Raw genomic sequence first — 23,323 nt, forward strand, 5'->3', positions numbered from 1 at the left:
ACTGATGCCCAACGGGGGGATAAGGTTGAAGATTGAGTACAATCATGCCTTTGGTTTGCCGAGAAATTTAGTATGGAAATGGCTAAAAGATGAAACAGTCCTAAAAAACTCGATTCCTAACTGCAAGTCGTTTGTTGAAACTTCAAGTGGTGTCTACCGAGGCGAAATTGATATCCGGATTGGTCCAATCAACGATGTATTTGCAATCGACATACGACGTTTGGAAGAGAAAAATCCATCATTTTACCGCCTGAAAATAAATGCAAAAAGCAAACTTGGAAATATTCAGGCGCAGTCTGATTTATTTCTAAGAGATTGGCAAGGGGATTGCAAATTAACTATTAAAGCGGATGTAGTGATAACAGGGACTATGGAAGTGACCCCAGATCGGTTACTAAATGGAGCAGCAATCAAAGTGATTGAAAACCTATTCCAAAACCTGGAGAAGGAAATTAAAAAGGCAGTCTATCAGTCCAGAAAGAAATTTCGTACTTGAGTCCCCATAGATTTAAAAACAGCATCCAAGCTTGAAATAAGCCTGGATGTTTTTTCTTATTGAAATGATAAATAAAGTGGAAGAAAAAGGTTTCTTAGATTCAGAAAATACTCTTATATTGACCGTTATTAGAATATTCTATATTTTTGTTGTATTTCAGTGTACTTATTCTCTAAAATTATCTTGAATAAAAGAATTTTGGGGAGGCTTAATTTATGGTCGAGAAAACGCTGGATCTTCAGAAATTAGTAGAAGCAGTGGAAAAAGAGGTTGTGGAGTGGCGCCGGCATCTCCATGAAAATCCTGAACTTTCATTTCAAGAGGTAGAAACATCCAGGTATGTATATGAGAAGCTGGAGTCTTTTGGCAATATCGAGTTATCCCGTCCAACGCCAACAAGCGTATTAGGACGGATTGTCGGTGCTAAGCCTGGTAAAGTTGTTGCTTTACGTGCTGACATGGACGCGCTTCCCATTCAAGAAGAAACCGGGCTGCCATTTGCCTCAAAAAATGACGGTGTAATGCATGCATGCGGCCATGATGGACATACTGCCATGCTTTTAGGAGCGGCAAAGGTCTTGTCCCAATTAAAGGATGAATTAGAAGGGGAAATCCGCTTTTTCTTCCAGCATGCTGAGGAATTGTTCCCTGGCGGCGCTTCAGAAATGGTCAAGGCAGGTGTAACAGAGGGGATTGATGGGGTCATCGGCGCTCACCTTGGTTCGCAAATTCCTTCTGGGATCTTTACTGTTTGTTATGGACCGGTCACTGCAGCGACTGATGCATTTGATATCGATATTCAAGGCAAGGGCGGACATGGTTCTGCGCCAAATGCAACGATTGATCCAATTGCGATCGGTGTTCAAATTATTAACGGAATCAACCAAATTATTTCACGGAAAGTGGATGCAGCACAGCGCGCTGTCATTTCTGTTACCAAATTCAATGGCGGAACAGCCAATAATATTATTCCTGACCGCGTAAGCCTAGGAGGGACTGTCCGTACGTTTGATCCAGAGGTACGTAAACAAATTCCTGTCTGGATTGAAAAAATTGCAAAAGGGATCACTGAAGCCCATGACGCTTCCTATGAACTCAATTATATGCTGGGATACTCACCAGTCATAAATGAGGAAAATATCACCAAACTGGTGGAGGAAACCATTGTAGACACATTCGGAGAAAGCAGTCGAATAATTGCGAATGGGATTATGGGAGGGGAGGATTTCTCCGCATTTTCCGCGGAAGCCCCTGGATGTTTTGTTTTCCTAGGTGCTGGAAGCGAAAACCCTGCTGAGAACTACCCACATCATCATCCAAAATTTGATGTGAAGGAAGATGCCTTGATTAAGGGTGTAAATTATTTCGTTCGTTCAGCATTGAATTTTTTAAATGATAAATAAATTGATAGATAGTTTTCGCTATCGATTAGAGGAGGGATATTGTGATTGAAAAAGTAGTCAATATCCAGAAGCTGATAGAAGCAGTTGAAAAAGAAGTAATTGAATGGCGCAGACATTTTCATGAAAATCCGGACCTGTCTTTTGAAGAGATAAAGACCTCAAATTATGTTTATGATAAATTACAATCTTTTGGTAATATTGAAGTTTCCAGGGTCACACCAACCAGTGTCATGGGACGCCTGTTTGGCAGCCAGCCTGGCAAAGTCTTGGGTCTCAGGGCAGATATGGATGCCCTGCCCATAGTTGAGGAAACAGGACTTCCATTTGCCTCCAAAAATACAGGTGTGATGCATGCCTGCGGCCATGATGGACATACGGCGATGCTCCTTGGCGCAGCCAAAGTTTTGTCGCAATTAAAGGACGAAATCAAAGGGGAAATCCGCTTTTTCTTTCAGCATGCCGAGGAACTAAATCCTGGCGGTGCACAGGAAATGGTCAAAGCAGGGGCAGCAGACGGCATTGATGGCGTAATCGGACTTCACCTTGGTTCACAGGGGCCGTTGGGCAAATTCTCGCTCTGTTACGGACATGTAACCGCAGCGTGTGATGATTTTGATATTGTCATTCAAGGTAAAGGCGGGCATGGTTCGGCACCGGAAGAAACCGTTGACCCTATTGCCATCGGTGTTCAGCTTGTAAATGGGATCAATCAATTTATCTCCAGAAAAGTCGATGCCAGTCATCGGGCTGTTATAACGGTTGCCCAGTTCCACGGGGGAACTGCTAACAATATCATTCCTGATAAAGTGTCCTTAGGGGGTACTGTCCGTACCTTTGATCCGGAAGTTCGCAAACAAATTCCTATCTGGATGGAAAAGTTGACAAAGGGACTCACCGAAGCACACGGTGCAACCTATGAATTTAACTATGACTTCGGCTATAGTCCAACGATTAATGAGGAAAAGATTACCAAACTCGTAGAACAATCTATCGTGGAAACCTTTGGTGAAAATAATTTCGTCGTAGGTAAAGCGATGATGGGCAGCGAAGACTTCTCCGCCTTTGCAGAGGCAGCACCTGGATGCTTCGCCTTCTTGGGAGCAGGAAGTGAAAATCCTGCTGACAATTACCCGCATCATCATCCTAAATTTGATGTAAAAGAAGAAGCATTCATTCTCGGCGTTCAGTACTTTGTAAGAAGCGCATTAAAGTACTTAAATGAAAATGAAAATTAAGAGAGATATAGAAAGGGCCCCTTTGCACAGGATAGGGGCCCTTTTTAGTTGATAGGGATTTTTACAGAAATAGTGGTTCCAAAATTAGGTTTGCTGCGGATCGTCAGACCATATTTATCTCCATAGGTTAGCTGCAGACGTTTATGGGTATTATAAAGGCCAATGTGCTCGGATGCTGTATAATTAGATTTCAACTTCGAGCGGATTTCCTCAAGCATTGCCTTCCCGATTCCCTTGCCATTATCGATGACGACTACATAAAGGTGTGATGGAAAAACTCTTATTTTCACTTTAATCGAAAGCTTTCTTTCCAAGTCAGGCAGACCATGTTGAAGGGAATTCTCAATCAGAGGCTGCAGGAACAGTTTAACAACATAATAGTTTTCAACACCCTCATCACATTCCAAATAAAACGCAAATTGATCCTTGTGCCTGATTTTCTGTATATCCACATAGCTTTTCGTATGTTTAATTTCATCCTTTAAAACAACTAAACTATCCTTTGCATTTAAGGAGTAGCGAAGGATATTCCCGAGATTATCAATCATTTGGTTGATCTCGTTTGGCCGATTGGTCAGACTGATTACCTTCCAATTTATCGTTTCTAGTGTGTTATACAAAAAATGCGGATTTAATTGAGACTGATGGACAGAGAGTTCAAGGGCCTGCATTTTATACTTTCTCTCAGAAAGGAGCACCTTCATATAGGATTGCTCCATAAAATTGGTCAAAATCTTATGAATGATTAGGCTGTGGACATCCGTTACGGCGGTTGGCAAATGGGGGAGTGGTTCACCCTTTTCCGCATTATTTAAGATGTTAACAATCGAATCAATTTCGGCAAAATTCCTTTTTGTTAGGAAATAAGCAATAATCCCTCCGACGATAACCGACGAGAGTAAAAGAATTAACGTAACCATGCTTAATTGATATGGCAGCTTATAAAGGGAACTCCTCGGGATCGTCGAAAAAAACACCCAGCCATATTTTTTTGAGTCCAGTTTAAAGACAGCAGAAGGGTCGTTTCCTATTTTCAATATGTTAATTTCATTAGAGGAGGAAATCATTTCCTTCTTTTCGAATGACGTTAAATGGACTGGATGATTTACAAACAGGACTTGGTTACTTTTATCCATGACCAAAATATTTTGACCGCTCATTTTATATAAGCTGTTTAGATTATCCTTTACATAATCAGTGTTTACATTCAAAATAATATAACCCATGTTACCGTTTGCGAGAGTAAAGCTTCGATACAAGGAAATGACATCAATCTTCTGGTCAGGAAAATCTACGAGCTTTCGAATGACTGTTCTTTTTTGGGTCCAAACAGTATCAGCGCTTTTTACCTTGTCGATCCCCTTGTACCAGGAAACATCATCGAAATGACGGAGGTCTACTACACCGCCTGTTGTCGATGTTAAAAAACGTTGTTTGTCATTCTTAATATAAATATAAATCGAATCAATGTACGGATGAGCAATAGCGGGAGAGTCGATGGTATTTTTTAACGACGCCAGTTTAACAAAATCCTCAGGATCCAGCCATTTTTTCTCGAGCATGTTTTGCAAATCCAGAAATTCCTTGGCGCTTGCCGCAATGGTTAGGTTAATAGAATTCAACTCATCGAAAATCATTTCCACGTTCATTTGGATTTGATTGAGAAGATTCAGGTTTTCCTGATTAATTTTTTCCTTCAGGTATAAATGGATGAATGTAATGGCAAGTGAACTTAGAATGAGGACAGGAATCAGCATCGGAATCAGCAGTTTGGTTAAATTTTTTATGTAAAAAGAGCGTTTTAAAGTATCCATGTAAAGCGAACCCTTCCCTTAGTTTAACAGCCGATATTCCTTAGGACTGACCCCAAAATACTTCCGGAACGCCCGAGTGAAATTCTTGGCGTTGCTGTAACCGACCATTTCACTCACCTCATAGGCTTTATATTTCACTTCTTTTATTAATTTAGCTGCTTCTTCCATTTTTATTTGAAAAAGAAAATCAGAGAAATTGACATCTGTTTTTTGTTTAAAATATTTGCTTACATAATGGGGGTTCATATAAACGACTTGGGCGGCCTCATCTAAGCTGGCATTTTTAAAATTGGATTTCACATAATCTTTAATTTTATTAATAATTGGATCATCGTCATCGTCTTTCAATTTCACTAAAGCTGTTGGGGAGGAGGCTGAATTTCTTTGGTCCAATTCTTTTTTGATTTGTATAAACGCTTCGGTTATTTCAGAGAAATTGGTTGGTTTTAAAATATAATTTTTTACCCCGTACTTAATGGCAGACTGGGCATATTGAAACTCCTGGTATCCGCTTAAAAAAACAGTCAGGACAGGGGAGTTTTGCTCATGTATTTCCTTTATGACCTCAATGCCGGTCATGATGGGCATTTGGATATCGCAAAGCAAAACGTCTGCATTACCCTCGGAAACGAGTTCCAATGCTTCTTTCCCATTTGCTGCTTCGCCAATCACTTCGAACCCAAGTTCATTCCATGGAAAATAGTTTACTAGGCCGTGCCGGATTTCAAATTCATCATCCGCAATTACTAATTGGTACATTTGGCACCCCCTAAAATATTATTCTAATATTCGAAATATACTATACTTTGACAATATCCACAAGCAAAATTCTAATATTGTTTGTCAATTAATGATACGAAATGTCAATGTAGGTCCCTTTTTTTTATACAACTACTTTTATTAAAATTATGTTAACCGATTGGAATGTTCCGAAAATTTTCAAAATTGATAGTTTTTAGAAAGAGGGGTGAAGGAATGAAACCTTTACTGGAAGTAAACCATGTACAAATTGCATTTGAATCAGAACATGAAGAAGTGATTTCAGTTGAAGAGGTGAGTTTTTCAGTCAAGCCTGGAGAAACGATCGGCATCGTGGGTGAGTCAGGCTGTGGAAAAAGTGTCACATCCTTATCAATCATGGGATTGCTCGGAAAAAATGGAAAAGTAAAAAAGGGCCAGATTCTTTTCGGAGATGAAGACCTGACAAAAGTGTCCAATCAGCGTTTAAGAGATATCAGGGGAAATGAGATATCGATGATCTTTCAGGAACCGATGACCTCATTAAATCCCGTTTTTACAATTGGTAACCAAATGATGGAAGGAATCAAGCTTCACTTAAAAATGAATCCAAAGGACGCAAAGGAATACGCCATTGAAATGTTAAAAAAGGTTGGAATTCCAAGGGCGAATGAGATCATGAAGGAATACCCGCATGCGTTGTCAGGAGGAATGCGGCAGCGGGTGATGATTGCGATGGCGCTTGCCTGCAAACCAAAGCTGTTGATTGCGGATGAGCCGACAACCGCCCTGGACGTAACGATTCAGGCGCAAATTCTCCAATTGATGAAAACCCTGCAAAAGGATTCCAATACCGCCATAATGATGATTACCCATGATTTAGGGGTGATAGCGGAAATGGCAGACCGCGTGATTGTCATGTATGCCGGCCAAGTTGTGGAGGAAGCTGATGTATTCACACTGTTTAAGGAGCCAAAGCATCCATATACCCAAGGGTTAATGGCCTCCATTCCACATTTGGAATATGAAAGTGAAGAACGCCTCGCATCAATCCCAGGTTCAGTGCCTAGCATCAAGCATATGCCGGCAGGCTGCCGGTTCCATACAAGATGCCCGTATGCAACGGAACGGTGCAAACAGGAACAGCCAAAATTAAAGGATGTTCAAGTAGGGCATAAAGTAAGGTGCTGGTTAACCGAGGAAGACGATTTAAGGGCAAACTCCGATAAACCAAAGGAGGAAATATTCACATGACCACCATGATTGAAAAAGAAATGACTCCTTTACTAAAAGTAGAAAAATTAAAAACCTATTACCCTATTAAAAAGGGTGTTTTCTCAAAAACGGTTGGTCACGTGAAGGCGGTAGATGGGGTCGACTTTTATATTAACGAAGGTGAAACACTCGGTTTGGTAGGAGAGTCGGGCTGCGGGAAATCAACCATTGGGAAAACGCTGGTGAGGCTCGAAAATGCTTCAGAGGGTAAGGTGTATTTTCAGGAAAAAGAAATCACTGCTGCTGACAGGGCTACGATGAAAGGGCTGCGCCGGGACCTGCAGATTATCTTTCAAGACCCATATTCTTCACTTAATCCAAGGAAAAGAATCAAAGACCTTCTTGAAGAACCGATGAGAATTCATCAAGTGGTAGAAAAAGAAAACATTCATAAACGGGTGGACGAGCTTTTAGAATTGGTTGGTTTGCCAAAAAGCTATAAAAATCGGTACCCGCATGAATTTTCTGGAGGCCAGCGGCAGCGGATCGGGATTGCCAAGGCCTTATCCCTAAATCCCAAACTGATCATTTGCGATGAGCCGGTATCCGCTTTGGACGTGTCCATTCAGGCGCAAATCTTAAACCTGTTAAAGGATTTGCAAAAAGAATTCAACTTAACCTATTTATTTATTGCCCATGGTTTAGGAGCTGTAAAGTATATTAGTGACCGGATTGCTGTCATGTATTTGGGGAGAATTGTGGAAGTAGCAAAAACGGAAGATATTTTCCGAAATCCCCAGCATCCTTATACAAAAGCATTGTTAAGCTCTTATCCGATTCCAAACCCTGAATTAAGGTCGAAGGAAAGAATCATTATTGCAGGCGATGTGCCAAGTCCGGCCAACCCGCCGAGCGGCTGCAGTTTTCATACACGCTGCCCAATTGCAACGGCGATTTGCCGGGAGCAAAGACCTGTTCTCAAAGGAAAGGAACATAGCGTTGCCTGCTTCGCGGTTAACGATGCATAAATTCTAGTTTTTGAAAGAGGGTGAAAATTTGGTTCCCTATATTATCCGCAGGCTTTTAATTGCCATCCCTGTTTTATTCGGGGTTATGGTTGTCAACTTTATCATCATTAATATGGCACCGGGAAACCCGGTTGATATGTACGTCGACCCCAATTCATCACCTGAGCTGCTGGAAATGAGGAAGGAGCAGCTTGGCTTGAATGATCCGCTTTACATCCAATTTTTCCACTGGCTTGGTAATCTTGCGCAAGGCAATTTAGGCTATTCATTTTCAACCTATGAACCAGTATCGAAGATGATTTTCGAAAGGCTTGGCCCGACATTTGAATTAATGGGACTAGCCCTTATAGTCGGATTAATTATTGCCCTTCCGATTGGGATATTAAGTGCTGTCAAGCAATATAGCAAACTTGACTATTTGGCGACAGGGACTTCGTTTTTTGGAATTTCCATCCCGCATTTCTTCCTGGGATTGGGTCTCATTTATATTTTTGCTGTACAACTGCAGGTCCTGCCGGCTGGGGGCATGTCCACCCTCGGCAGTGAAGAAAATTTCCTGGATAAGGTGCAGCATTTAATTCTTCCGGTTATCGTGCTCGCTGTCGGAATTTCCGGACAATATGTCCGCTATGTCCGGGCAAGTCTCTTGGAGGTAATGGGGCAGGATTATTTAAGGACGGCGAGAGCGAAGGGATTAAAGGAATTTGTTGTCACCAATAAACATGCTTTAAAAAATGCTTTGATTCCGATTATTACGATCATTGGTATGGAGATTCCTTTCTTGCTAGGCGGAGCGGTCATCACCGAACAGATATTTCAGTGGCCGGGAATGGGTCAGTTGACCATCCAGTCGATTATGTCTAGGGATTATCCAACTTTGATGGCTCTTAATCTATTAACTGCATTTATGGTTCTGTTTGCCAATCTAGTAACAGATATTGTCTATTCGTTTGTTGACCCGCGCATTAAGTATAAATAGGAAAGGAGGAACACGGTATGCCAATGCTTGAAACAAATATTAAGAAGGACGTTGAACCTCCCATTTCTCATACAGAGACTGGTGGAGAGGAAACTCCTTTACAACTAATACTTAAACGCTTTATGAAACATCGCTTGGCCGTAGCAGGCAGTATTTTGATGTTGTTAATCATCCTGATAGCTATTTTTGCACCGGCTATTGCACCAAAGGACCCATATCAGGTTTATGACGAATTCTCTGCAGCACCATCTGCTGAGCACTGGTTAGGAACCGACCAAGTCGGACGAGATCTTTTCACACGCCTTATCTATGCTTCAAGGGTTTCGATGGCAGTCGGACTAGGAGCAGTTCTTATATACACCCTTATTGGAACAATCTTAGGTGCGGTTTCCGGCTATTTTGGCGGATGGGTCGATATTTTGTTAATGCGGTTGACAGACGTCTTCATGTCATTCCCAGGATTGATGTTAATTCTTGTGGTGGTTAGTATTTTGGGGCCAAGCCTGTTTAATATCATCTGGATTTTGGGGCTTTTAGGCTGGCCGGCCGTTGCCAGATTGGTTCGCGGAACGGTCCTTTCGCTGAAACATGTTGATTATGTCAATTCGGGGGTTGTGCTTGGGTTAAGTACACCAAGGATTTTATTCCAGCATATTTTGCCGAATGCAATTGCTCCAATTCTTGTCCAAGCTACATTTGGCATAGCAGCAGCCATTATCGTAGAAGCATCTCTAAGCTTCCTCGGGATGGGGGTACAACCGCCGACAGCAAGCTGGGGCAACATGCTGACAGATGCCCAATCATTAACGGTCTTAACCGACCAGCCATGGCTATGGGTTCCTCCCGGGGTAATGATTGTCATTGTTGTGTTAGCTATCAATTTTATCGGTGATGGCCTTAGGGATGCTCTCGATCCGAAAACATTGAAATAACAATAGGTACTAGCGCATTAACGCAGTGGGGGTCAGACCCCCATCACATTAACGCGTTACACAATTGGGGGCACAGCCCCCAATAATATAGCATTCCAATAATAAATGAAAAGAGGGACGGGAATGAAGAAGCTGAAAGGAAAGTTTTTAACGTTATTATCAATTGCTTTGCTATTATTTTTAAGCGCATGTTCAGGTTCTAACAGTGCATCAAGCACACCGAAGGAAAATGGGAAGAGCGGCGGCTCAGCACAATTTGGTGATACCATTGTTGTAGGTGTTTCAAACGCTATCGGTGCGATAAATCCGATTAATACCCGTGACTTGGGTGCCATTACACTGGCAAATATTCTATTTGATCCTTTCTTTGAGCCAGATGAAAACATGAATTTTCAAAATAAGCTGGCAGAAAGCTTTGAAACAAAGGATAACCAAGCGTTTACGATTAAAATCAATTCTAAAGCAAATTGGACAGATGGGAAGCCTGTTACGTCTGAAGATGTTAAATTTACGTTTGACCTTCTAGCCAATCCTGCGGTTCAAAGTTCCGGCTTGAAAACTCTTAATGTGATTGATGGCTTGGATGAAAATGGCCAGCTGGCTAAAGGAGAAAAGACTGTTAAGGGAATCGAAATCGTCGATGAGAAAACTTTTATCATTCATACCAAAAAACCGACGGACCCGAACTATCTAAAAGGGAGCTTAATCAATTTCCGAGCTGTACCAAGCCATATCCTAAAGGATAAGGATCCGGCAACACTTCATCAAGATCCATTTATGTTAAAACCAACCGTTTCCAACGGTGCCTATACCCTTGTTAACTTCAGCGGGGAATCCAGTGTAGAACTTAAGGCGAACCCAAATTATTATCGTGGTGCACCGAAGACAGCAAAGCTTTTCTTTAAGGTGGTTCCACAAGCAAACATTACAGCGCAGCTGCAGACTGGCGAAATTCATATCAACTATCCTTCTACCGGTGCAATCGCCATTCAAGATATTGAAAAAGTGAAAAATATGGCAAATGTCACAACAAATGATCCAAAGGGCTATGATTGGCAGGAAATCTACCTGAATACAAAAACATTTGATGCTAAGATGCGCCAAGCGATCGCTTATGCGATTAACCGTCCGCAAATTGTTGAGAAGCTTTTAAAAGGAAAAGCAGAAATCATTGATGGACCATACACAAAGATCCATCCATACTTTGATAAAAACATTAAGAATTACCAGTATGATCCAGAAAAAGCAAAGAAGCTCATTGCAGAATCAGGCTGGGATAAGAGCAAGCCAATTCGAGTCAATGTTCCAATCGGCAACCAAGTTCGTGAGCAATCCGCTGTTATTATTGCAGAAAATTTAAAAGCAGTAGGGTTAAACATTCAGGTTCAAAAGTTCGATTTCCCAACTCATATGCAAAAAGGTGCTAAGCATGACTTTGATATTATGTTCCTAGGAATTCCGTACCAAATTGATCCGGATGTAAGTACATTCTATGCTACTGGTGCAACCTATAATTTTGCTGACTATAGTAATCCTGAGCTTGATAATTTGTTAACTCAAGGTAAATCAGAACCAGATCCAGAAAAGCGCAGAGTGATTTATGACAAAGTCCAAGAAATTTTGCACGAAGATCTGCCTACGCTCTCATTGTATGCAGACTACCTAATGGGTGCTGTAAACAAGAAGGTCAAAGTTGGACAACCTAAACAATTCGGCATGTTCTATAATGTGAATGAATGGCAGATTGAGAAATAACACCAAGAAAACCAGCGGGGGTCAGTCCTCTGCTGGTTTTCTACGTTTTTACCTATTTTACGATACCAACCTTTTGGCAAGACTAGATATGATAAAACTTGTTTTACAGAAGTAGAGGTAGAAATGATGAAACTATTAACTTTATGGAGACATATTCGTGGCAGTTTCTGGTATTTACCAGCTCTTTATAGCTTGGCCGCCTTTTTATTGGCCATTCTGACGATTCGTTTTGACTATTTTTTATCGGACCACCCTGATATTTCAAAATATGTACCAAATCTTTTACTTTCCGATAAGGGATTAGCTCAAACCGTACTGGGTTCCATTTCCTCGGCGCTTTTAACGATGACAACTATTACGTTCTCCTCGATATTAGTTGTTCTAACGACGTTTTTGTCCAACTTCTCACCACGGACATTGCAAAATTTTATTACCGACCACAGCACGCAGCGTGTTTTGGGAAGTTTTGTCGGTGGTTTTGTATATTCTGTCATCCTTCTTTTGTTGTTAAGAGAAACAGAGGAAAAGACCACATTCCTGTCGCCTTCATTCGCGATACTTGTAACCATAATCTGCTTAGCCGCTTTCATCTTTTTTGTCCATCATACCTCCAATTGGATTCAAGTCGGTCATTTAATATTTCGAATTTCTTCTGAAGCAAAACAGGTGATTAAAGAAAAATACTCAATAGGCGAAAATGTGGATGATCAAAGAGAGGAATACGATTTTAAATCTCTCGAAAAACATGATCCAATTATAATACAAGCCACGGAAACTGGATATTTAGAGGATATTAATGAAGATGCCTTATTGGAAGTGGCAGTTCGTAATAATGGTATTATTCGAATCGAAAAAAAACAGGCTGATTTCGTTAACCAAGGTTCACCTTTGTTTTCAGTATGGAACATGAGAGAAGAGGGGCTCATAAATGAACTGTCCCCTTGCTTTTCTATCGGTCCCACTCGGTCACCTTACCATAATGTTGAATTTGGCCTAAAAAAGCTAGTTGAAATCGCTTTGCGTGCCATTTCGCCTGCTGTGAACGATCCAAATACCGCTGTTAATTGTATTGAACAGATTGGCAGTATTTTGGAAGAGTTAGGCCAAAAACAACTACCAAAGCCCATAAAATATGATGAACAAGGCACCGTAAGGCTCCTTACTAGGGAGCTGCTATTTTCAGATTATTTATACCTAAGCTTTTATCAAATACGTCACTATGGTCAAAAAGATATTTCAATCATCCGTGCCATTCTAAAAGCCCTGACTATTATTGCTGAAACCAATGAATCTACTGTTAAAAATACCGTTTGGGAATTTACCTCTTATATTTTGGAAGGGATTCAAAATGAAACATTAATTTCACTTGACCGCCGCTACCTAAATGACTTGCTTTTGAAACTTGCTAAGGCATGCAAACGACAGCAAGAATTTAAAGTTCTTTAAAAAAACCTCTACATATTATTAAATCAAAGAGCCCAGTCAATGGGCTTTTTTTAATGAGACAACTATTTTTTATAAACTGAATATTCTGTCCCCAGTTCTCATACATATTTACTATCTTAAAATCCACAAGATCTCACAGAACATCCCACACCTTCATTCAAAATGAATATTGGTTTGTTGTTGTTTTATAAAATAGCCCATTCATATTTAAATGGTAGAGGAGCTGTTAAGATGTATAGTTCATTGCAGGGTAAGACGGTTATCGTTACGGGTGGCAGTAAGGGGATTGGGAAAGGGATTGCCCGCGTGTTTGCCAAGCACGGTGCCAATGTTGCGGTTGTCGCAAGAAATTTAGAGGCCGCCAAAGCATGTGCAGCAGAATTAGACAGCAAAAATGTAAAAGTTGTGGCATTCCAAGGTGACGTCCAAAATCGTGACTCGATGAAGGCTGTAGTGAAAGAGGTCCATGAAACATTTGGCGGTATTGATGTATTGTGCGCCAATGCCGGGATTTTTCCATCTGCTCCGCTGGAGACGATGACAAATGAAGATTGGGATACTGTCATGAATACCAACGCGAAGGGTACATTCCACGCTGTACAAGCGTGCATCCCATATCTCAAGCAAGCTGAATACGGACGAATTGTCATTACCTCGTCGATTACTGGTCCTGTTACCGGCTATCCGGGTTGGTCTCATTATGCGGCTAGTAAAGCGGCGCAATTGGGGTTCATGCGAACTGCCGCCTTAGAGCTGGCTGGCGAACAAATTACCGTGAATGCTGTGCTGCCAGGGAATGTCTTAACAGAAGGACTCGAAGGTCTAGGTGATGACTACCTAGAAGAAATGGCCTCGGCCATCCCAATGAAAAAGCTTGGCACCGTTGAAGACATTGGCTATGCAGCCCTGTTCTTGGCCACTAAAGAAGCAGGCTTTATCACTGGACAATCGATCATAGTCGATGGCGGACAAATATTACCTGAAAATTAATTACGAGTTATTTTTTGAAAAACTAACACCTTTACTAGAATAAAGGTTCCAATTCTGTGCTTAGTAGGTGGTACTAGATATGTCTTTATCCTATGAAGAACGAAAAACAACCATTATGGAATCTTTAGAAAAGGAAGAAAAGGTCCAGGTGCGCGTCTTGGCCAACCTTCTCCATGTTTCCGATGAAACAATTCGCCGCGACCTAGACCGGCTTGAAAAGGAAGGTTATTTAAAAAAAGTATATGGTGGTGCCGTCAAAAATAAGATTCATAGCTGGGAACTGCCTTTTGATGAAAAAACAACGATTAACCAAAAAGAGAAACAAGCCATTTGTAAGGCGGCCGCAGACCTAGTGGAAGACGGCGACGTCATTATGATTGGCAACGGAACGACTCCGCTGGACATGATTCCGTTCCTTGCAGATAAGCAGGATATTACTCTGATTACCCATTCTGTTCCAGTCATGCTTGCGGCTATGGACAGTTTTAAGGGCCGAGTCATTTTTATCGGCGGCGAAATTGAAAGAAACCAGAAATATATGAGCGGGCCGCTGTCCGAACGGATGCTCGAAATGCTTCGTGCCGATAAAGCCTTTGTTTGTGCAGGCGGGATTTCCATTGCCAACGGAATTACAGATTATGATATCAGCGGATCAAGCATTTCTCGGAAAATGATGGAGCGCGCCGAAGAAGTCATTGTCCTTGCTGATCAATCCAAGTTTGGAAAAACTACCTTTGCATATATGTGCTCCATTACGGATGCATCCAGGATTATCACAGACCAAAGCTGCCCAGAAGAGTGGAAGAAAATAGTAGCGGCCCGTGGCGTTGAATTAATTGTGGCTGATGAGATATAGAGAAATCCTGAATTTCAAAAATTAAAGATGTGATAACCATCATAACTAAACGCTTTGAGAGATAAGGAGAAACGAATATGATTGAATTTGGCAGTAAAAATGCAATCCTTGACCGCTCTATTAAATGGTGGAACCCGGGAAAAACCAGCCAATGGCAAAAAGATGGCATTGACTTGGTGATGGGGAAACGGGAAGGATATTACTTTTATGATATGGAAGGCAAGAAATTAATGGATGTCCATTTAAATGGAGGAACTTATAATCTCGGTCACCGCAATCCAGAAATTATTGCCACTTTGAAAGAAGCATTGGATGAATTTGATATTGGTAATCACCACTTTCCGGCCATGACGCGTGCACGCCTCTCGGAAAAACTCTCACAATGTACACCTGACAGCCTTCATTATTCCATTTTATCTGCTGGAGGAAGCGAGGCTATTGATGTGGCCTTGAAATGTGCCCGCTATGCAACGAAACGGAAGAAAATTGTTTCTATTATAAATGGCTATCACGGTCACACAGGCCTCGCCGTCTCTTTGGGAAATGAACGGTATTCTCGAATGTTTCTAAGTGAGGGTGACCCGTCGGAATTTATTCATGTTCCCTTCAATGATTTGGATGCCATGGAACAGGCACTCAGAAATGAAGATGTCGCCTGTGTCATTATCGAAACCATCCCTGCAACCTATGGGTTCCCGATGCCGGAACGTGGCTATTTATCCGCTGTAAAAAGGTTGTGTGAAAGATTCGGGACTTTATATATCGCCGATGAAGTGCAAACTGGTTTAATGCGGACTGGTAAGCTCTGGGGTATTGAACATTATGGGGTTGAACCAGATATTCTCGTGACCTCTAAAGGCTTTAGCGGCGGAATTTATCCAATTGCCGCAACCGTCGTCAGCAAACAAGCTGGGAATTGGATGAATGAAGATGGCTTTGCCCATATCTCGACTTTTGGCGGCTCGGAGCTGGGCTGTATTGTGGCGATGAAGGTGCTTGAAATCTCACAGCGGAAAGAAGTTCAGCAAAACGTTGATTTTGTGGCCCGCTACTTGCGGACAGGATTAGAAACCATCAAGAAGCAGCATCCAGACTTTTTTGTCGGCATCCGCCAACTGGGCGTGGTGATGGGGCTTGAGTTCAATCATCCGCAAGGCGCCCTTTATGTCATGCAGGAACTTTACAAAAATGGCGTGTGGGCTATTTACTCGATGCTCGATAATAGGGTACTGCAATTTAAACCTGGTTTGCTTTGCGATAAAGAATATTGTGATGAGTTACTGTCAAAATGCGAGGCAAGCATCGAACAAGCAGCTAAATCGGTTTTCAGCTACAGTTAACAACTCGAAAGGAGTAATGAATATGGGCAGCTCCTCAATTGATCCTTTACAGGAATCCATGGAAAAATTTAATCAAATTGCCAAAGCCGCTATTCCTTATTATCCCTTTTTATCGCAAGCTTCTATTCAACTATTAAACTATTCCGAGAATGCTACCTATCTTGTTACAGATTCTGTCAAAGGAGAAAAATATATTCTGCGTGTGGGACGCCCCGGGTATCACACTATAATAGAAGTAGAAAGTGAACTGGAGTGGTTAAGGTCGATTGACCAGCATTCGTCTATCCAGGTCTCCTTGCCGGTATCTGGAGGAAATGGGGAATATATTCAAGTCGTTAACTATGACAACACGGACTACCACTGTACGCTTTTCACGTTTTTGGAAGGTGAGGCACCTAATGAAGATAATCAGCAGGAGCTGATCAGCCAATTTGAAATGCTTGGTGCGATTACAGCCCAGCTGCATGAACACAGTATTGCCAATTGGGAACAACTACTTCATGTACGAAGGCTTACTTGGGATTACGATACCATCCTTGGCCATTCGCCAAAGTGGGGAAAATGGCAGGATGGGCTAGGGATAACGCCAGAGCGGGCAGAATTATTCACTAAGGTATCCGATAAGATCAAAACGAGATTAGAACGATTTGGCAAAGCCCCAACCCGTTACGGCCTCATCCATTCTGATTTACGACTTGCAAATCTTTTAGTTGAAAGGGATCAAATCAAAGTAATTGATTTTGATGATTGTGGTTTTGGCTGGTATTTATATGATCTTGCAACATCCTTAAGCTTTATTGAACATAAGCCATATGTCCCGGAACTCATTGCTTCATGGTTAAAAGGCTATCGAAGTGTCCGCCCTCTTTCGGAGGAAGAAGAACAAGAAATCCCTTCTTTTATACTGATGCGGCGGCTTCAGCTGATTGCCTGGGTTGGCAGCCGAGATAATGAGACAACACGAGAATTGGGCAGTGGCTTTACAGAAGATACCGATGGATTAGCAGAAAAGTATTTACGAGATGGAAAAATATAAGAAACCTGTGGCAGTTTTAGGTGGTGATACAATGGATGCCGAATTGGTCGAAAAGATTACCAGATTAGTACTTTCGAAGCTGGAAGAATACGCGGGTCCGTCCCAATCCAACGATTGGAACACAAGTCCTCATGAAGAAAACAAAAGCCCGGAATATCCGCCGTTGTCAGATTATGATTTTAAAAAATGGAAAGAAATTTCTTCAGTTATAGGTTTTTCTAAGGAAAGAACTCACCTCGCTCCCCTGTCAGAGGAAGAAATCAACAACTGGAAGAATATTTCCGCGTCAATTGGCTTTAACAGGAGACCACAGGCAGATGCAGGCGGGCAGTCTGATTATCCTCCACTAACAAAAGAGGAATTATCGAGCTGGAAACGTTTAGGGACTAAGACTGAAAGTTTGGAAGAGGGACAAGGGCAGGTGAAATTTTTCCCGCATCATGATTAACAAGATAGATGAAGGGAGGGAGAATGTTTTTGCAAATGGATACAGATTTGAATTCTATTCAAGAAATGAAGGAAGCTGTCAGCAGGGCAAAGGAAGCGCAAGCAAGGTTTCAGGAATTTTCCCAGGAACAGGTCGACCGCATCGTCAAGCAAACCGCACAAGCTGCCTATCAAGCTTCTGAAAGATTAGCGCAAATGGCCGTTGAGGAAACAGGAATGGGTGTGGTTGAACATAAAAAAATTAAAAACGACTTAGGCTCACTGGGAGTCTATGAATCTATCAAGGAAGAAAAAACGGTAGGTATCATCAGAACAGACAAAAAAGAAAAAATCACGGAAATCGCCTACCCGTTCGGTGTTATTGCCGGGATCATCCCAACGACGAACCCAACCTCGACGGCATTTTTTAAAACACTTATTTCATTAAAATCGCAAAATGCGATTGTCGTCAGCCCGCATCCTTCGGCGGTAAAGTGTACAGTGGAGGCGCTTCGGGTATGCCGAGATGCCGCCACCGAGGCAGGCGCACCTGAAGCGTTAATCGGCTGGATCAGCAGACCGACAATGCCGGCAACAACGGAACTGATGCACCATCAAGATATCCAATTAATCCTAGCAACAGGCGGCGGCGGGCTGGTCCGGGCAGCGTACAGTTCTGGAAAACCTGCCTACGGTGTCGGACCAGGGAATGTTCCGGTTTATATTGATCGTTCCGCGAATATCAACAAAGCAGTCAAGATGATTGTTGACAGCAAAACGTTTGATAATGGCACGATTTGTGCGACCGAGCAGGCGATTGTCGTCCACAAAAACGTGAAAGAAATGACGATAAGAGAATTAAAAAACAATGGTGCCTACTTTTTAACTGACTCAGAAAAGTCATTGGTCGAAAACGTGATTTCTCCAACACGAGGAAAATTGAATCCAGCGATTGTTGGAAGGTCTGCCGTAAAAATTGCCGCCATGGCTGGCCTAACGGTACCAAGTGGGACACGATTGTTAATTGCTGAGGAAGAATCGATTGGGAAGGAAATCCCTTTTTCAATTGAAAAACTTGCTCCGATTTTTGCTCTATATACAGCTGCGGATGTGGAAGAGGCGAAAAGAATCTGCAAGGAATTGTTGAATATTGGAGGCAGGGGCCATAGCCTCGCCCTTCATACCAATGATGAGAATGTCGCCAAAATGTTTGGCCTTGAAATGCCCGTCTCTAGAATTTTAGTAAACACACTGGCATCGATTGGCGCTGCAGGTGCAACGACAGGATTGACCGCCTCGCTTACACTAGGGTGCGGGTCATACGGCGGCAACATCACGGGAGACAACATCACAGCAAGGCATTTGATTAATATTAAACGAATCGCTTACGGAATAAAGGATGTACCAATTCCAAAGCCTGCACAATCGATTGAAAAAATCGACAGCAGTGACAAAATCGTCGAACAGGTCTTGGATAAAGCAAGCAAGAACCGGATGGAGATAGACAAAGAGATGATTACCCAGTTAGTTAAGAGTGTAATAGAACAATATCAAAAATCTTAGTACATTTAGGAGGAATAGTGTATGGCGATAAATGGTGCACTTGGCATGATTGAAACAAGAGGTTTGGTAGCTTCATTGGAAGCGGCCGACGCGATGGTAAAAGCAGCGAACGTAAATCTTGTAGGGAAAGTCCATGTTGGCGGCGGAATTGTGACTGTGTTAGTAACAGGTGATGTCGGCGCGGTTAAAGCCGCGACAGAAGCAGGCAGTGAAGCGGCACAGCGGGTGGGCGAACTTCTCTCAGTTCATGTCATTCCAAGGCCGCATACTGAATTGCAGCTCGTATTACCGAAGATTGAGGGATAGACCTTTAATTCCAGAGATGAAAAAATGAGGTTAAGAGGATGAAGGAAGAACTAACAAAACGGATTGTTGAGGAAGTAATAAGGCGGCTGCAGCAGAGTCCTCATGATGGTGCCTGTATTCCTATTGGTGTATCGGCACGGCATTGTCATTTAAAGGAAAAGGATTTGGAATTCCTTTTTGGCAAGGGTTATCAGTTAACGAAAAAGGCTGATTTGTCGCAACCCGGGCAATTCGCTACAAATGAGACCGTCATCATTGCCGGACCGAAGGGGAGCATTGAAAGAGTTCGGATTCTTGGGCCATTACGGAGGGAAACACAGGTAGAGGTAAGTCAAACTGACGCGATTAAGCTTGGATTGAAACCGCCAATCCGAGAATCAGGGGACTTGGAAGGGTCTTCGCCGGTAACCATTATTGGGCCAAATGGCAGTTTATTTTTGGAAAAAGGATTGATTATCGCCCAAGCACATATCCATATGCCGCCAGAACAAGCAATCCAATTTAGTGTGGAGGACGGGGAATATGTTGCCGTGGAGGTTGGTCATCTAATTCGGCCGATCAGATATGAAAGGGTGCAGATTCGAGTTTCACCTAAGTATATTTTGGAAATGCATATCGATACCGATGAAGCGAATGCTGGGTTAATTGTAAGCGGGCAGACAGGGAAACTGGTGAAAAGAGACGTGGAAGAGGTGAGGTGAGTTGGCAAAAGCTTTAGGAATGATTGAAACAAGAGGGCTGGCTACCTCCATTGAAGCATTAGATGTGATGGTAAAAACCTCATTTGTCCAGCTTGTCAAACAAAATATGGTCGACCCGGCTCTCGTTACGATCGTAGTAGAAGGGGATGTCAGTGCCGTAAAGGCAGCGGTCGAAGCAGGGGCGGATATGGCCAGAAAAAAAGGTTCTTTAATTGCATTTCATGTCATTCCACATCCTGATGAAAGCCTGCCGCAGTTATTTATGGAGAAGTCTAACGTTAAATAACAAGAGAAGATTAAAGACAATTCAGAGAAAAAATCTTAAACGGACTAGATGCAAGAAAGGAGGATGATTATGTCCTTCAAACGAATAAAGATTGCCGTCATCGGGGCAGGCCATACCGGGACGACAATCGCTTTGATGCTCGCCCAAAGGGAGTTGGGAGACATTGTCCTGTTGGATATTCCTTCTCAGGAAAATCCGACAAAGGGGAAGGCATTAGATCTACTCCAAGCAGGCCCCGTGCAGAAATATAATTCTATCATAAAAGGCAGCTCAAACTATGAAGATATGAAAGACGCAGACCTCGTCATTATTACTGCCGGAACCCCCCGTAAGCCTGGGATGAGCAGGGATGACTTAGTCTCAATAAATGCAAAAATCATCAAGGAAGTATCTGAAGATATCGCCTACTATTCTCCGAATAGTTATGTGTTAGTCCTTAGCAATCCGGTTGATGCGATGTCCTATCTTTGCTACAAAACAACTGGATTCCCTAAAAACAGGGTGATTGGGCAGTCGGGGGTACTTGATACGGCTAGGTTTAATACCTTTGTTGCTCAAGAATTAAATGTGTCGATAGAGGATATATCTAGCTTTGTCTTGGGCGGGCATGGCGATACGATGGTGCCGTTGGTCAGGTTTTCGTATGCTGGGGGGATTCCATTGGAAAGGATCCTTTCTAAGGAAAAAATCGATAAAATTGTGGAACGGACACGCAACGGCGGCGGTGAGATTGTTCAACTTTTAGGTCAGGGCAGTGCATATTATGCCCCCGCCGCAGCAATCATAGAAATGGCCGAGGCGATCGTAAAGGACAAAAAGAGAATTCTCCCTTCGATTGCCTATTTAGATGGGGAATATGGGTATCAGGACATATATTTGGGGGTCCCTGCGGTTCTTGGCGGGAATGGCATTGAGAGTATTATAGAATTGCCGCTCACACTTGAGGAAAAAGAGGGGCTCGATGTATCTGCTCAAGCCGTAAAATCCTTGCTGTGTTTGTTAAATTAATTTTTTTGAAATTATTTTTCAGAATATTGTTAATTATCTAGAGGGGGTGACTGGCGGAAGAAGCCTCTTTTCTTAGAGAAAGCAAATTGTCTTTGGTGAAGAATGTCTCGTCACTGTGATTTTTCTTTTATTTTTAAGGAAAGAAGGGTGAAAAGATGTCTAAAGCAGGTCTAGCATTATTTGAACAAAAGTCAACAGGTGGAATTGCCAGACAGATCAGCCCAATTGACACAATGATTTATTCTGCTGCCAACCCGGGTTTGATGTTCGCACTCGTGTATATTATGTGGGCACCATTTTTATATCCGGGTGCCCATATGGTTTGGGCGATTTTGACGGTAGCGCAGATGTTTATAATTGCCGGCCTTTATTGGCTGCTATCGGTCTCGATGCCGCGCTCCGGCGGAGAATATATTTATATAAGTAGGATTCTGCATCCATCGCTTGGACTGATGGCGAGTTTTATGATAACGTTTACATCCATTTCTTGGACTGGAATTCTGTTAAATTGGATTATCAAATGGTCGATCGTTGAATTCTTCTATTCGATAGCACTCATTAACGGAAATGACGCAACATGGCTGGGGCTGGCTGAGTTTTTCAACAGCAATATCATGCATGCAATAATTGGTACCGCACTGTTAGCGTTCATCTACTTTATCTATTATAAAGGGACAAAGTGGATGGTTAGGCTGGCCTATTTAACGCTCGGTGCAACGCTGGTAGGGGCGGTTGTCTTTATCATTGCAAACCTGATTACCGGGCAGGGAACGTTTGCGGCTAATTTTACTGATCTGACAGGCTTGGCCTATGGCGATGTCATTAAATTAGCTGAAGCAGATGGCTACACAACAAAGTTCCTTTTTGGAGCAACAGTCATGGCCGGTTCCACTTACATTATTCTGAACACCCTAGGCTCCACCTTTGGGGCAAACCTCGCTGGCGAAGTCCGTAACGTGCAGAAATCACAGCTTCTGGCCTTATTTGGCTCGCTTGCCATTTTAATGGTCGTTTGGGCGATTTTCTATGCGATGTCTTATATTAACTTTGGCGATATCTGGTCCAATAGCTTGTATTATCTTTACAATGCTGGCCATGAGGCCTATCCATTTAAGGGCTATGATCCATTTATCACGATCATGATTGGAATTATGACGAAGAGCCCTGTGTTTGTCTTTTTGATTGCAATCTGTTTCGCGGTGGCCACCTTTGGGTCAGCGGCAGGCCTTGGCTTCGGTCCTTCCCGTAATATTGTCGCTTGGTCGTTTGACCGCTTGATTCCTAGTAAATTTATGGAACTCAACAAGAAAACGAATTCCCCAACGTACGCCTTGAGAACGGTCATCATCGGTGCCTGGTTTTTCTTAATGCTGGATATTTTCATGCCTTCTTGGACGGCTAATATTGCGTACACCATTTTCACTTGGTTCTTAGCTTGGATTTTCCTCGGGATTTCCGGAATTGTCTTTTCAACCCGCAAGAAGATTTTGTTCAACTCCTCACCGCCAATTGTAAAAACTAAATTTTTAGGAATACATTTAATCACCATTCTAGGCTGGTTAACCCTGGCAATCAGTGTTTCGATTTGTTACTATCTTTTGATTCCGTTTTTGAGAGGCGATTTGCCATTTACAATGATTGTGGTTTCGCTCTGCTTAATGTTTATCCCAATTATCGTCTATTTCGTGATGAAACGGTCCCATGCGAAGAAGGGAATCGATATCGATATTCAGTTCCAAGAGATACCTTCGGATTAAATAAACCATTTTT

22 protein-coding genes are annotated in these 23,323 nt (G+C 42.3%); 20 read left to right on the forward strand and 2 right to left on the reverse strand.

The window, feature by feature from the left end; genetic code table 11:
• Window positions 1-25 precede the first annotated feature (25 nt).
• From ACNQGS_RS01990 to ACNQGS_RS02000, 3 genes are all read left to right on the forward strand, one after another.
• Window positions 26-496, forward strand: coding sequence for an SRPBCC family protein (locus ACNQGS_RS01990; protein ID WP_491485884.1), 471 nt, complete (start codon window positions 26-28; stop codon window positions 494-496).
• Window positions 497-711: 215 nt separating this feature from the next.
• Entirely contained in the window at window positions 712-1,899 is a 1,188-nt protein-coding gene (locus ACNQGS_RS01995) for a M20 metallopeptidase family protein (protein WP_491485885.1), read from the forward strand.
• A gap of 41 nt (window positions 1,900-1,940) precedes the next feature.
• Window positions 1,941-3,134 carry a M20 metallopeptidase family protein gene (locus ACNQGS_RS02000; protein ID WP_491485886.1) on the forward strand — a complete coding sequence of 398 codons (1,194 nt, stop codon included), beginning with the start codon at window positions 1,941-1,943 and terminating at the stop codon, window positions 3,132-3,134.
• 44 nt (window positions 3,135-3,178) lie between these two features.
• Here the strand turns inward: ACNQGS_RS02000 and ACNQGS_RS02005 are convergent, their stop codons facing one another.
• Together ACNQGS_RS02005 and ACNQGS_RS02010 are read right to left on the reverse strand one after the other, a co-directional pair.
• Window positions 3,179-4,948, reverse strand: coding sequence for a sensor histidine kinase (locus ACNQGS_RS02005; protein WP_491485887.1), 1,770 nt, complete (start codon window positions 4,946-4,948; stop codon window positions 3,179-3,181).
• Between the two features lie 18 nt (window positions 4,949-4,966).
• Window positions 4,967-5,707: a response regulator transcription factor gene (locus tag ACNQGS_RS02010; RefSeq protein WP_491485888.1), complete on the reverse strand. Its 741-nt coding sequence runs from the start codon at window positions 5,705-5,707 to the stop codon at window positions 4,967-4,969.
• 216 nt (window positions 5,708-5,923) lie between these two features.
• On the opposite strand from ACNQGS_RS02010, the gene ACNQGS_RS02015 reads away from it, so the two are divergent.
• The 17 genes from ACNQGS_RS02015 to ACNQGS_RS02095 all read left to right on the forward strand — a co-directional run bounded on the left by ACNQGS_RS02015 (window position 5,924) and on the right by ACNQGS_RS02095 (window position 23,310).
• On the forward strand, window positions 5,924-6,940 hold the full coding sequence (locus tag ACNQGS_RS02015) for an ABC transporter ATP-binding protein (protein ID WP_491485889.1): 1,017 nt from the start codon (window positions 5,924-5,926) through the stop codon (window positions 6,938-6,940).
• Entirely contained in the window at window positions 6,937-7,929 is a 993-nt protein-coding gene (locus ACNQGS_RS02020) for an ABC transporter ATP-binding protein (protein ID WP_491485890.1), read from the forward strand. Before ACNQGS_RS02015 ends, ACNQGS_RS02020 begins: the two co-directional genes overlap by 4 nt.
• Window positions 7,930-7,957: 28 nt before the next feature.
• Window positions 7,958-8,908 carry an ABC transporter permease gene (locus ACNQGS_RS02025; RefSeq protein ID WP_491485891.1) on the forward strand — a complete coding sequence of 317 codons (951 nt, stop codon included), beginning with the start codon at window positions 7,958-7,960 and terminating at the stop codon, window positions 8,906-8,908.
• Between the two features lie 17 nt (window positions 8,909-8,925).
• Window positions 8,926-9,840 (forward strand): oligopeptide ABC transporter permease, encoded by a 915-nt coding sequence (gene opp4C / locus ACNQGS_RS02030; RefSeq protein WP_491485892.1) that lies wholly within the window; start codon window positions 8,926-8,928, stop codon window positions 9,838-9,840.
• A gap of 123 nt (window positions 9,841-9,963) precedes the next feature.
• Window positions 9,964-11,595, forward strand: a complete 1,632-nt coding sequence (locus ACNQGS_RS02035; protein ID WP_491485893.1) for an ABC transporter substrate-binding protein — start codon at window positions 9,964-9,966, stop codon at window positions 11,593-11,595.
• Window positions 11,596-11,721: 126 nt separating this feature from the next.
• Window positions 11,722-13,041 (forward strand): DUF2254 domain-containing protein, encoded by a 1,320-nt coding sequence (locus tag ACNQGS_RS02040; protein ID WP_491485894.1) that lies wholly within the window; start codon window positions 11,722-11,724, stop codon window positions 13,039-13,041.
• 231 nt (window positions 13,042-13,272) lie between these two features.
• Entirely contained in the window at window positions 13,273-14,031 is a 759-nt protein-coding gene (gene fabG, locus ACNQGS_RS02045; RefSeq protein WP_491485895.1) for a 3-oxoacyl-ACP reductase FabG, read from the forward strand.
• Between the two features lie 79 nt (window positions 14,032-14,110).
• Complete coding sequence (locus ACNQGS_RS02050) at window positions 14,111-14,887, forward strand: DeoR/GlpR family DNA-binding transcription regulator (RefSeq protein ID WP_491485896.1); 777 nt, start codon at window positions 14,111-14,113, stop codon at window positions 14,885-14,887.
• A 77-nt stretch (window positions 14,888-14,964) separates the two neighbouring features.
• Window positions 14,965-16,227, forward strand: a complete 1,263-nt coding sequence (locus ACNQGS_RS02055; protein ID WP_491485897.1) for a class-III pyridoxal-phosphate-dependent aminotransferase — start codon at window positions 14,965-14,967, stop codon at window positions 16,225-16,227.
• Window positions 16,228-16,249: 22 nt separating this feature from the next.
• Window positions 16,250-17,263, forward strand: coding sequence for a phosphotransferase enzyme family protein (locus ACNQGS_RS02060; protein ID WP_491485898.1), 1,014 nt, complete (start codon window positions 16,250-16,252; stop codon window positions 17,261-17,263).
• On the forward strand, window positions 17,250-17,711 hold the full coding sequence (locus ACNQGS_RS02065) for a hypothetical protein (protein ID WP_491485899.1): 462 nt from the start codon (window positions 17,250-17,252) through the stop codon (window positions 17,709-17,711). Before ACNQGS_RS02060 ends, ACNQGS_RS02065 begins: the two co-directional genes overlap by 14 nt.
• Window positions 17,712-17,746: 35 nt before the next feature.
• The gene (locus ACNQGS_RS02070; RefSeq protein ID WP_491485900.1) at window positions 17,747-19,252 is read left to right on the forward strand and encodes an aldehyde dehydrogenase family protein; all 1,506 of its coding nucleotides are present in this window, start codon (window positions 17,747-17,749) and stop codon (window positions 19,250-19,252) included.
• A gap of 21 nt (window positions 19,253-19,273) precedes the next feature.
• Window positions 19,274-19,558, forward strand: a complete 285-nt coding sequence (locus ACNQGS_RS02075) for a BMC domain-containing protein (protein ID WP_213115508.1) — start codon at window positions 19,274-19,276, stop codon at window positions 19,556-19,558.
• Window positions 19,559-19,596: 38 nt separating this feature from the next.
• Entirely contained in the window at window positions 19,597-20,259 is a 663-nt protein-coding gene (pduL, locus tag ACNQGS_RS02080; RefSeq protein WP_491485901.1) for a phosphate propanoyltransferase, read from the forward strand.
• Between the two features lies 1 nt (window position 20,260).
• Window positions 20,261-20,545, forward strand: coding sequence for a BMC domain-containing protein (locus tag ACNQGS_RS02085; RefSeq protein ID WP_491485902.1), 285 nt, complete (start codon window positions 20,261-20,263; stop codon window positions 20,543-20,545).
• Between the two features lie 69 nt (window positions 20,546-20,614).
• Complete coding sequence (gene mdh / locus ACNQGS_RS02090) at window positions 20,615-21,553, forward strand: malate dehydrogenase (protein WP_491485903.1); 939 nt, start codon at window positions 20,615-20,617, stop codon at window positions 21,551-21,553.
• A gap of 155 nt (window positions 21,554-21,708) precedes the next feature.
• The gene (locus tag ACNQGS_RS02095; protein ID WP_491485904.1) at window positions 21,709-23,310 is read left to right on the forward strand and encodes an APC family permease; all 1,602 of its coding nucleotides are present in this window, start codon (window positions 21,709-21,711) and stop codon (window positions 23,308-23,310) included.
• The last annotated feature ends 13 nt before the right edge of the window (window positions 23,311-23,323 follow it).

This window comes from Neobacillus sp. PVCKKU3 (assembly GCF_058323225.1).